This window comes from Microcoleus sp. D3_18a_C4 (genome assembly GCF_036702415.1).
Taxonomy (GTDB): domain Bacteria; phylum Cyanobacteriota; class Cyanobacteriia; order Cyanobacteriales; family Microcoleaceae; genus Microcoleus.
Genome location: NZ_JAUBTI010000022.1, coordinates 1 through 11,341, shown reverse-complemented (window position 1 = coordinate 11,341; position 11,341 = coordinate 1). Strand labels below are relative to the sequence as shown.

At 45.3% G+C, this 11,341-nt stretch carries 8 protein-coding genes; 6 read left to right on the top strand and 2 right to left on the bottom strand.

Annotated elements, in window-relative coordinates; all coding sequences use genetic code 11:
- The first annotated feature begins 325 nt into the window (after nucleotides 1-325).
- The 3 genes from QUB16_RS12770 (at nucleotide 326) to QUB16_RS12760 (ending at nucleotide 4,101) form a co-directional block, all read left to right on the top strand.
- Nucleotides 326-781 (top strand): HAD domain-containing protein, encoded by a 456-nt coding sequence (locus tag QUB16_RS12770; protein WP_333316485.1) that lies wholly within the window; start codon nucleotides 326-328, stop codon nucleotides 779-781.
- A gap of 48 nt (nucleotides 782-829) precedes the next feature.
- Nucleotides 830-2,269, top strand: a complete 1,440-nt coding sequence (locus QUB16_RS12765) for a pentapeptide repeat-containing protein (protein ID WP_333316483.1) — start codon at nucleotides 830-832, stop codon at nucleotides 2,267-2,269.
- 98 nt (nucleotides 2,270-2,367) lie between these two features.
- Nucleotides 2,368-4,101 carry an ATP-binding protein gene (locus tag QUB16_RS12760; RefSeq protein ID WP_333314476.1) on the top strand — a complete coding sequence of 578 codons (1,734 nt, stop codon included), beginning with the start codon at nucleotides 2,368-2,370 and terminating at the stop codon, nucleotides 4,099-4,101.
- 76 nt (nucleotides 4,102-4,177) lie between these two features.
- Here QUB16_RS12760 and QUB16_RS12755 read toward each other — a convergent pair whose 3' ends face one another.
- Together QUB16_RS12755 and QUB16_RS12750 are read right to left on the bottom strand one after the other, a co-directional pair.
- Nucleotides 4,178-4,858 (bottom strand): OmpA family protein, encoded by a 681-nt coding sequence (locus tag QUB16_RS12755; RefSeq protein ID WP_333316481.1) that lies wholly within the window; start codon nucleotides 4,856-4,858, stop codon nucleotides 4,178-4,180.
- Nucleotides 4,859-4,865: 7 nt separating this feature from the next.
- Nucleotides 4,866-5,444 (bottom strand): hypothetical protein, encoded by a 579-nt coding sequence (locus QUB16_RS12750; protein ID WP_333316479.1) that lies wholly within the window; start codon nucleotides 5,442-5,444, stop codon nucleotides 4,866-4,868.
- A gap of 976 nt (nucleotides 5,445-6,420) precedes the next feature.
- On the opposite strand from QUB16_RS12750, the gene QUB16_RS12745 reads away from it, so the two are divergent.
- The 3 genes from QUB16_RS12745 (at nucleotide 6,421) to QUB16_RS12735 (ending at nucleotide 11,183) form a co-directional block, all read left to right on the top strand.
- The gene (locus QUB16_RS12745; RefSeq protein ID WP_333316477.1) at nucleotides 6,421-7,425 is read left to right on the top strand and encodes an RNA polymerase sigma factor, RpoD/SigA family; all 1,005 of its coding nucleotides are present in this window, start codon (nucleotides 6,421-6,423) and stop codon (nucleotides 7,423-7,425) included.
- A 391-nt stretch (nucleotides 7,426-7,816) separates the two neighbouring features.
- On the top strand, nucleotides 7,817-8,314 hold the full coding sequence (locus QUB16_RS12740; RefSeq protein ID WP_333316475.1) for a hypothetical protein: 498 nt from the start codon (nucleotides 7,817-7,819) through the stop codon (nucleotides 8,312-8,314).
- Between the two features lie 331 nt (nucleotides 8,315-8,645).
- The gene (locus QUB16_RS12735) at nucleotides 8,646-11,183 is read left to right on the top strand and encodes a CHASE4 domain-containing protein (RefSeq protein ID WP_333316473.1); all 2,538 of its coding nucleotides are present in this window, start codon (nucleotides 8,646-8,648) and stop codon (nucleotides 11,181-11,183) included.
- Nucleotides 11,184-11,341 lie beyond the last annotated feature (158 nt).

Below are 11,341 nucleotides of genomic sequence, written 5' to 3'. Positions count from 1 at the left end.
GGTAGGGGCGGGTAAACCTGCCAATATCTGCCAATAATTGACAATCTCAAAAACCCGCCCGACCGAGATATTATGGTGAATGTTGATTGCCGTCTAATATTATGTCCGGTCGATTACCAGAAATCAGGTAGGGGCGGGTAAACCTGCCAATATCTGCCAATAATTGACAATCTCAAAAACCCGCCCGACCGAGATATTATGGTCAATCCATCGAACATGATATAACAAGTCGATGTAGCGACACTTGATAGAGAACCGTCGATGCACATTTATATTCTTAAGCAGTATTAATAGTCATTAAATCATTCAAGAGGCTTTTTAATTAATGTTAATTTTTTTAGACATTGATGGTGTACTTATTCCTGACAGAAGACATGGAAGATATAACTCTCTAGCAGATATAATGAAATTTAATTCCGATTGCCTTAATCACTTTGAAAATGTCCTCCGTTCCTATCCTAATGCGCGAGTAGTAATTTCATCCTCTTGGAAAGAAATATTCCCCTTCGAGGTAATCCCTCCATTGTTTTCACCAGATATCGCTAGCCGTATTATCGGATTCACCCCTTTCCTCAATCCCAAAAATATTCACCGACACAAATATCTACGACACCAGGAAGTTCTTGAGTATCTTCGACAAAATCAAGCAGAAAACTCACCTTGGGTAGCCATTGACGATATTCCAGAACACTATCCGCCAGATGCGCCAGTTGTGGCTATTGATGATTACAATGGTTTTGACCAGAACTCAGCAAAGATACTTTCAGAATATCTAACTTGATTTCAAAGGTTAGGAAAAAAGTATCGGCATAGAGAGGGTAAATTTGACATGGAAATGAACGTTGGTGACTTTCTGCACCGACTCGATCTCAGGGGACAAGCACTTAAAGGCACCAACCTTGGCGGTGCGGAACTCCGGGGAGCCAACCTGCGAGGCACGGATCTCCGAGAAACCAACCTCAGCGGCGCTATGCTCAGGTATGCAGACCTGATGGAAGCCGACCTCAGCGGCGCTAATCTCAGCGGGGCGGATTTAGCTGAATCATTTCTTAATTTAGCTAACCTCACTAGAGCTGATTTGACTGGGGCTGTCCTCCGAGAAGCTACTCTCGTAGGAGCAGAATTCACGGGCGCAAACCTCAAACAAGCAAGTTTGATCAAGGCTAATTTAGTAGGAGCAAATCTCCACGAAGCCAACTTAACCAGAGCCAACCTTAGCGGGGCGGATTTGCGCGGTTCTCAGTTGAGCGGCGCCATTTTAGACAAGGCCGTATACAACAACCGGACTATCTTTCCCGAAGATATTGATCCGGGTGCAATGGGAGCATTTTTGCTAGCTCCCAATGCTTCGCTCCCTGGCTTAAATCTGGCTATGGTAGATTTGACCGAAGCGGATTTAAAAGGAGCCGATTTGCGGCGGACAAACTTATACCAAGCTATTTTATTTGGCGCAAAACTCGATCGGGCAAACTTAGCAGGAGCCAACCTCAGCGGAGCGGACTTGAGGGAAGCCAGTTTGAGCGGCACGATTTTGGAGAAAGCTGTTTACAGCAACAAGACTTTGTTTTCAGAAGGTATTGACCCCAGTCTGGGCGGAGCTTATTTAATTGCTCCCAATGTATCGCTGCAAGGGGTAAATTTAACCGGAGCCGACTTAAACGGGTCAGATTTAAGCGGAGCTAATTTGAGCGCTTCTAACTTAACTTCGGTAAATCTCAAAAATGTAGACCTCAGCAGAGCTAGCTTAAAAAAAGCTTACCTCAAAGGTGCAAACTTGGAGGGAACTGATTTGAGAGGAGCCGATTTAAGCGGCGCAATTTTACACCAAGTAAACTTGAGTTCTGCTGACCTCCGGGGTGTAGACTTAACAAGGGCTGACCTCAGCGACGCTAATTTAAGGGATGCCGATTTGAGGGAGACAGATTTCACCGGAGCTACTTTGCTGTTCGCTAACTTGAGCGGGGCAGACTTGAGAGGTGTAGACTTGACAAAAGCTGACCTCAGCGGCGCTAAGTTAAACGAAGCCGATCTCCGAAAAGCAGATTTGATGAGAGTAAATTTGGAGGGAGCAGATTTAACTGAGGCCGATTTGAGCGATGCTCATTTATTCCGAGTTAATCTCAGAGGTGCTAACCTAAAAGGTACTAACCTCAAAGGCGCAAGTTTAAAAGGGGTATTTTTGACTGACGCTTATTTGAGCGAAACGGATTTGACCGATATAGATCTGAGTCCGAGTTTTTTTGAATTGCCATTAGAATCGGAATGGTAATTAGTTGACTGTTAACAATCGAAAATCTACAATAAAAAATCGCCGCTCGAAAATTGCTCGATTATTAACAATCTAAAATCTAAAATCTAAAATCTAAAATGGATCGACCGTTAGGCTCTGTTATTCAAGGTTCCCTCAGCAAGGGATTAGAAGTGCGACTGCACGCCGATGTTTCGGTGGAAGATATGAGGGTGGGGAAATTTCTAGTAGTGCGGGGGGTGCGATCGCACTTTTTCTGTATGCTCACCGACGTGTCTCTCGGAACTTCAAGCGCCCGCATTTTATCGAATCCTCCCAATCCCGACGACGATTTTCTGCTCGCAGTGCTAGCAGGTAGCAGCACCTACGGTACGATCGAACTGTCGCCGATGTTGATGTTGACTGCTGAACGAGAAAAACAGCAGGCAATTTTCGACCCGAGGAAAAACGGCGGAGTTCGCGAGAACAAGTTGGCGTTAGGAAATTTGGCTTCTTTTGAGTCACAAAGCGGTGCGGATATTGAGTTGCTGCCGGTCAAAACTATTCCCAGCCACTTTTCGCAGGTGTTTGATGCCAAAGAAAGTGATTTTCGGGCAGTTTTTGGCTGGGAGGATGACCCGTATCGCCGCAATTTTGCGATCGGCAAACCGATTGACATGGACGTTGCTGTGTGCTTGGATTTAGACCGATTTGTGGAACGCAGCAACGGAGTTTTTGGGAAGTCGGGAACGGGAAAATCTTTTCTGACGCGCTTGCTATTGTCGGGAATTATTCGCAAGCAGGCTGCTGTTAATTTAATTTTTGATATGCACTCGGAGTACGGGTGGGAAGCTGTTTCGGAAGGGAAACAGTTCAGCACTGTTAAAGGTTTGCGGCAGTTGTTTCCCGATAAAATTCAGATTTATACCCTCGATCCAGAATCGACAAAACGCCGGGGTGTCCGCGACGCTCAAGAATTATTTTTGAGTTTCGATGAAATAGAAGTGGAAGACATCGCGCTGGTACAACGCGAGTTAAATTTGTCGGAAGCTAGTATCGAAAATGCAATAATTTTGCGAAACGAGTTGGGCAGCAGTTGGATCAATAAGTTGCTGGAAATGAGCAATGAAGATATTTCAATGTTTTGCGAAGAGAAGCGGGGAAATAAATCTTCGATTATGGCTTTGCAGCGAAAATTAGAGCGCTTAAACGACTTGAAATATATTCGGAAACGCTGTCCGAAAAATTATGTGAGTGAAGTTTTGCAGTGTTTGGATGGGGGGAAAAATGTAGTAATTGAGTTCGGTTCGCACTCGGATTTGCTGTCCTATATGTTAGCAGCAAACGTAATTACTCGCCGCATTCACGGCTCTTACGTGCGGAAAGCTGAGAAGTTTTTGCAGAGCAAAAATCCGTGCGATCGCCCGCAGCCATTGGTGATTACCATAGAGGAAGCTCACCGCTTTCTCGATCCGGCGATCGTGCGATCGACTATTTTCGGTACAATTGCCAGAGAAATGCGAAAATACTTCGTAACCCTGCTGATTGTAGACCAGCGTCCCTCCGGCATCGACGGCGAAGTCATGTCGCAAGTCGGCACCCGGATCACAGCTTTGCTAAACGACGATAAAGACATCGATGCTATTTTTACCGGCGTTTCAGGAGGGCAGAGTTTGCGATCGGTTTTGGCAAAACTCGACTCCAAACAGCAAGCATTAGTTTTGGGGCACGCCGTACCGATGCCCGTCGTCGTGCAAACTCGCGCCTATGACGAGCAATTCTACAGAGAAATTGGGGATATTGACTGGCAAGAAATGCCCGACGAACAAGTATTTGCCGAGGCAGAATCTGCTAAAATGGATTTGGGATTTTAACAACAGATCAAACCATTATAAAATCCCTCTTGAGCAGCGTTAATCTGCGTGCATCTGCGGTAAAATAATCTAATTCCTATGTTTTAATAATTAATTCAACACGGCGGTTTTTCTCCCTCCCCACCGGGTTGTCTGAGCCGTCTAAATTATTATTAGGAGAAATCGGTTTAGTTTTGCCGTACCCTTTGGTTTGCATCCGGGTATTCTGCACCTTGAAAACGTTAATAAAATAATATTTTACCGCTGCGGCTCGCTTCTGGGAAAGTTCTAGATTATAGGCATTTTCTCCTTTGTTGTCGGTGTGTCCGTTGATGAATATTTGGGCGTTTTTGTAATGTCTCAGCAGCAGATTGATCTTGGTGAGAGTGGGTTTAGCTTGGGCGCGGACGTTATATTTATCAAAATCAAATAAAATAGTTTCTGGCACATTAATTCTGATGCCTTCAGGTACTTTTTCGGCGTTCAACTCTGTTTCAATGTTTTTGACAGTCTCGGTTGTTATTTGAGTGGGTAGCTGCTCCTCTGTCGCAGTTTGATTAGCGGTGATATTCTCAATTTTTACGGTAGTCTGAGCAATAATTTCAACTTTTACTGTAGTAGGAATAATTGGTATTACTTCTAAGGTTGTAACTGCTGTTGATTCTGATTCAACAGTATCAAGTTTTGCGGATTTACTGGCAGCCAACTGAGAGGATGAGGTCGCGAAAAGCAATGATGAGATTATCGTAGTATTAATCAGTCTAATTAGCTTGGTCATTTCTCAATTACCTCTTAATTGGAATATTGTTGAATAGGGTAATAGAGCTACCCTCATATATAGTGGAATATAGATCCAAAGACTTGGCTTTCGGTTGTAACCAACCTACGAATACAAACTGCCCTTTGAGCGTAGTGCCTGGTTTAATTATAATTTGGGTATTATTGGAGGGAGGTAATAAATTATATCGTTGCCCATAGTTGTCGTAGAGATACATACCATCTTTACCATTAAGCATTACAACTTCCTTGCTACCATTTGTAATCGCCATAGTCACTATAATGCTATCTTCACCAAAGGTAATTTTTGTCAGCCGTCTCCATAGTTGGTTAGTGATAACCCGGATGTCGTAAGTTTGCGTAGGTGGCAGAGAGTTTGTAGGTTTCTGGGCAACCTCTAAACTCGTTTGAGTCGGACTTGGTTTGGGAGATTGAGTCTGAATTGGCGTAGGAGTTGGATTATTGGGTGCGGGCGATGCGGCGGGTTCTTGTGCTATTGGTGTTTGAACGGGAGGTGAAATGGATGGAGTTTGAATTGGCGTAGGAGTTGGGGTATTGGGTGCGGACGCGGCGGGTTCTTGTGCCAATGGGTTTTGCACACAGGCGACACACACCAGCGATAGTAATGCTAATTGTGGGAAATTTTTAGCTTTCATTGCAGCACCCGATCGAGCTTTTGTGCTAATTTTAATAGGGAGTGGTAGCTTTTGTTGCGGGTTGAATCTAGCCTGGAGAATTAGATGAGCTACAAAGTACGCGCGTGCGTAGCTATCCCGTAGGGAATCGCCCTTAAAATCTCTTTAACTAGAAAGTGCGATCGAACGTCCAAAAAATTAGGCCCCAGCTTTGAGTCAGAAGCTTTTCCCCATTCACCCCCTAACCCCTCATCCCTAACTGCCCAAAATTTGCTTAAGCTTAAACATGATCGAGATGATGGAGCCTAGGGGCACAATGAAAGTCAAACAGGGCAACCGCCAGCCTTTATACACCTTGTCGTTACTCGTAGCCGAATTGGATTAGCATATTTAAATCAAAATGTCAATAAATATTTTAAACAGTTACTCGCATTTAATACGGCGATCGAGTTCGGTTATCTCGCATCCCAGCATCTAGGCAGCGAGAAAATTTCAAGCGATGATGGAACAGAGAGCAAAACAAAGCCCTCGAATAGCATGAGTCTGTTTGCATGAGTATTTTGAAGTTGAGTTGCAGTTAAAACTAACAGGGAATTCAAAACCTTAAGGAAAAATGTAGAATCTTGACCTTAAGACAGAGGTTTTTACTCTTTACGATCCTCAAAATTGGGAATAATATTGAGAAAACTAAACTCTTGCTCCACTTCGCCTGGAACTAGCCGTTAAAGCTAGCTAGCTACCGAAAATAGACGGCGATTACTGGAAAATCAAGCACAAAAGTAATCCCAAACAAAAAGCTTCTACCGATCGTCACCGATAAACAAGAGGGGAAACATCCCCTTTGTCGCAGTCTTTATCCCACTTGCAAAAGTGGGACAGGGTATCACCAACTTTTTATCTGTTGTTACAAGGAGTGCAATACTCACCCATGTCCACCACAACCCCCAAAAACAAAACAGTGAAAGCCGATCGCATGGGCAGCCGGCCATACTCCTCAACGGATACGGTTCGTGCCTATCTGCACGAGATCGGTCGCGTACCCCTGCTAACCCGAGAAGAAGAAATTGTTTTCGGGAAGCAAGTGCAGCAAATGATGAAATTAATCGAAGCAAAACAAGCACTTGCTAAAGAATGGCAGCGGGATCTGACGGATCAAGAGTGGGCCGCCGAAATGGAGTTGACCGAACCTGAACTGAACCGCATCTTACACATAGGGCGGCGGGCTAAGCAAAAGATGATTGAAGCGAATTTGCGGCTAGTAGTGGCGATAGCCAAAAAATACCAGAAACGCAATATGGAATTCTTGGATTTAATTCAAGAAGGTACTCTTGGTTTAGAACGAGGAGTGGAAAAATTTGACCCGATGCGGGGATACAAATTTTCTACCTATGCCTACTGGTGGATTCGGCAAGCAATTACCCGCGCGATCGCTCAACACGCCCGCACCATTCGATTGCCAATTCACATCACCGAAAAACTCAACAAAATCAAAAAAGTGCAGCGGGAACTCACGCAGCAGTTGGGCAGGTCTCCCTCCCCTGGGGAAATTGCCACCGCCCTCGAACTGCACCCTTCCCAGATTCGGGAATACCTGCTGATGGCAAGACATCCAGTTTCTTTGGACTTGCGGGTAGGAGACAACCAAGATACCGAACTGCAAGAACTCTTAGAAGACGAAACGGCATCTCCAGAAAACTACATTACCTCGGAATTGCTGCGGCAAGACCTCGATACTTTGATATCAGAACTTACCCCCCAGCAGCGAGATGTCATAATTCTGCGCTTCGGTTTGGAAGACGGCACCGAAATGTCTCTGGCGAAAGTCGGAGAACGGTTAAATCTCAGCCGGGAACGGGTGCGGCAGCTAGAACATCAAGCCCTCGCCCACCTGCGCCGCCGCCAATCTCAAGTCCGAGAATACTTGGCTAGTTAGTCACTAAAAAAGTTGAGATTTTTCCCAAAAATCTCAACTTTTTTTTCGTGTTGGCGCTGCTGGGAAGGATACTTTTATACCAGTTCAAAAAAAGAATGCAACTGTAGGCCCGTGCTCCAAACCCTTATGGAATAGGTCACGCCAAATTATTCAATTCTTTAATCTAAAATCTCAAATCTAAAATGGTATTATTGGACGGGTCGATCGCCCGATCGGGGCGGACGCAAAATTGGTCAAAACTAATCTTAGATTTATGTTCAGGCATCGGGCGGGCGATCGTTCCTTCAAGTTAATAGCCAAAATTAAGCCAAATACCCGGTTTCTCTACGATCTTGGTGAAAATGGTACAAGAGGCGCTTGGAACCAGCTATTTTAAATTTTGGGGTCTGGAGTGGTTTTGACTTATTTGATATTGACAGGAAGTTTAGAAGCGATCGCGATCGTGCTTGCTCTCTCGCCCGGTAACTTCAGCATCGCATTCCCCGCAGGGCGGGCACACGACTCGGACATCAAATCCGGCGTTTTAAGCTCGCAATCCCCGCCAAATCCTCCGCCAGATACAGCTAGCATAGGTTTAGCAGATGGCATTTACCTCTACGGTCAGTCGAGCAAGCCAGAGGAAATTAAACAAGAATATTTGGTATTTGAAATGCGGCAGAGTAAGGTAGTCGGCGCTTTTTACCTGCCTCGGTCTGCTTTTTACTGTTTTTACGGCACCAGCGATCGAACTCAGTTAAATTTAACAGTAGTGGACACTTACGACGGCAGTCGCTCTCCCTACTCGGTAAACCTGCAACAGTATTACCCAATTTCCATCATCAGCGAGAACGATCGGCGCATCTTGGGTATTTGTAAAGAATCTCACAAAGAGCAGGTGTGGGAAAAGTAGGAAACACGCGCTGCGCCACCAGTCAATCGATTTTAGATTTGAGATTTGAGATTTTAGAATTGAAGAAAGCAACCCCACTGATTAAATCGGGCGCCCCCGAACCAAATTGCTTTCGGTCAGGGTTCAGGAAACAGTAGTAAAATTGCTCCTGAGTTGAGAATTATCGATTTGAGATTTGAGATTTGAGATTTGAGATTTTAGAATTGAAGAAAGCAACCCCACTGATACATCGGGGGCCCCCGGACCAAATTGCTTTCAGTCAGGCTTCAGGAAACAGTAGTAAAATTGCTCCTGAGTTGAGATTTCGGACGGACACAACACACATGGCAAGATGAAACTGCGTCGGAAAACACTATCGATAATTGGCATTACCATCGCTGGACTGACTAGCATTCTGTATGTCGCCTCCTCAAGCATCCTCTTGGGCAGCCTTATCAAAGCAGAGGAACAAGAAGCCACACAGGTGGTCAAGGGAGTGCTCAGCGTGTTCGGGCAAACTGCCGACGACTTCAACTCGCGCTTTGCCGACTGGTCGTCCTGGGACGGCACCTACGCCTTCATCCAAAACCGCAACTCAGAATTCATTGACTCCAATTTAGTTCCAGAAGCGCTGGCTAATTTGAGAGTTAATATAGCCGTATTTGTCAATACTTCTGGCAAAATAGTTTACGGTACGGGTTTCGACAGCGAAAAGCTGAAACTAACGCCTGTTCCAGAAGCATTAAAACGGCGCATTTCTCTCAGTGACCCGCTGTTGCAGCACCCCAACGCCAAAAGCAGCCTCGCTGGTATCGTGCTGCTACCGTCAGGGCCGATACTGATTACTTCCCGGCCAATTCTCACAACTAAAAGCACCGGCCCGATCCGCGGCACGCTGATATTCGGGCGCAATTTGGATGCTGCGGGCATTGCAAAGATTTCTAAAATTACCCGCTTGCCGCTAATCGTACACAGCGTGAATGAGGCTCGGTTGCCTGCAGACTTTCAGCAAGTGCGGGAGAAACTGTCGGAAAAAAAACCGATTTTGGTACGTCCTTTAAGCGAAGAGTCGATCGCGGGTTACGCTTTGATCAGGGATATTTACAACCAACCTGCGCTGCTATTACGGGTGGATATCCCCAGAGAAATATACCGCCAAGGTCAAATTAGTTTGCTGTACCTGCTGGTGTCTGTAGGGTTAGCGGGAATTGGGTTGATCGGCTGCACTCTGCTGCTGTTAGAGCGTCTGGTGCTGTCTCGGTTGAGCAGTTTGGCGAAAGCAGTGAACCGCGTCAGCAGCAGCCAAGACCTGTCGGTGCGACTGCCGGTGACGGGCGAAGACGAGTTGTCCGACCTTGCCCATACTATCAACGGAATGTTGAGTGCGATCGCCCAAGCCGACAGCGAACAACTTGAGGAAAAAGCCCGCTACAGAGCCGTAGTCGAGCAAGCTACAGATTGCATATTCCTGTGGGACGCTCAAACCAAACGCCTTTTGGAAGCCAATACAGCGTTTAGAAACTTGCTCGATTACAGTCTTGATGCGATTTCGCAACTGACTATTTACGATATCATCGCTTACTCTAAAGACCTAATTGACAACAATATTGAGTTGCTGCTGGCGGACAAAAAATTCAGAATTGGCGAAGTTCTCTACCGCCGCCGAGACGGTTCCTGCGTGGACGTGGAAGTAAGCGGGAGCGTGATTTCCTACGGTGGCCGCGAGATTATTTGCACGGTTGTCCGCGACATTACCGAGCGCAAGCAAGCCGAAGCCGAACTGCGAGCCTCGGAAGAACGCTACAGACTTTTGTTTAAAAATAACCCCCATCCAATGTGGGTTTACGATTTAGAAACTCTGGAATTTATAGCCGTCAATCAGGCTGCTATCCAACACTACGGCTACACTCGCGACGAATTTCTCAAGATGACCGTTGCGGACATTCGTCCCCCCCAAGAGATGCCGAGATTGATAGAAAATATCTCTCCAGTAGATGCCGGTATTGAGTTTGCAGGTGTGTGGCAGCACCAGAAAAAAGACGGAACAATTATTGATGTAGAAATTACTTCTTATGCTCTGGTATTTGATAGTAGAAATGCTGAATTAGTGCTGGCTCACGACGTAACCGACCGCTTGCAAGCCGAGGCAGAACTCTACAAGGCAAAGGAAGCTGCAGAAGCAGCTAATTTGGCTAAAAGTCAGTTTTTGGCTAACATGAGCCACGAACTGCGAACTCCTCTGAATGCGATTATCGGTTACAGCGAGATCCTGCAAGAAGAGGCTTTAGATTTGGGCGAAGAAACTTTTGTCTCGGATTTGGAGAGAATTCACAATTCAGGCCAGATTTTACTTTCCTTAATTAATGATATTCTCGACTTGTCGAAGATTGAAGCCGGTCACGCGGAACTTGAATTAGAAACTTTTGACGTGTCGGAGGCAGTTCAAGATGTAGCCAGAACTGTTGCACCGCTATTTTTGCGAAACACTAATCGCCTGAATGTGGAGTGTCCTAATAATCTTGGCGAATTGTACTCCGATAAAATTAAGTTGACTCAAATTTTGTTTAATTTGCTCAGTAATGCAGCTAAGTTTACTCATAAAGGGACAATTACACTCAGCGTTGAAAGAATTAAAAATGACGAGAATAGTGGGGGTTCTGAACGGTTAATTTTTAAGTGTACTGATACGGGGATTGGGATTACTCCTGAACAGCTACAAAAGTTATTTCAACCTTTTACGCAAGCTGATGCTTCGACTACCCGCAAGTACGGAGGTACGGGTTTGGGTTTGTCAATAGCGCAGAAATACTCTCAGATGCTGGGGGGAGAAATTACTGTCAATAGCGAGTTTGGCAAGGGATCAACTTTTACTCTGATTTTGCCAGCATAGATCAATTTTAGATTTTAGATTTTAGATTTTAGATTTGGTAAAAAGTCCTGACTAGAAACAATATAAATACGGTTTGTCGTCAGGGGAGCATCTCAGTTTTGTAAAAAGCATTTTTTTTATTGTAGTGCGAGCGTCCCCGCTCGCGTATTGTACAATAC

What these genes read in the sequence shown, in the direction of transcription:
- QUB16_RS12770 (WP_333316485.1), top strand. Translation starts at nt 326, where the DNA reads ATGTTAATTTTTTTAGACATTGATGGTGTACTTATTCCTGACAGAAGA.
- QUB16_RS12765 (WP_333316483.1), top strand. Translation starts at nt 830, where the DNA reads ATGGAAATGAACGTTGGTGACTTTCTGCACCGACTCGATCTCAGGGGA.
- QUB16_RS12760 (WP_333314476.1), top strand. Translation starts at nt 2,368, where the DNA reads ATGGATCGACCGTTAGGCTCTGTTATTCAAGGTTCCCTCAGCAAGGGA.
- QUB16_RS12755 (WP_333316481.1), bottom strand. Translation starts at nt 4,858, where the DNA reads ATGACCAAGCTAATTAGACTGATTAATACTACGATAATCTCATCATTG.
- QUB16_RS12745 (WP_333316477.1), top strand. Translation starts at nt 6,421, where the DNA reads ATGTCCACCACAACCCCCAAAAACAAAACAGTGAAAGCCGATCGCATG.
- QUB16_RS12735 (WP_333316473.1), top strand. Translation starts at nt 8,646, where the DNA reads ATGAAACTGCGTCGGAAAACACTATCGATAATTGGCATTACCATCGCT.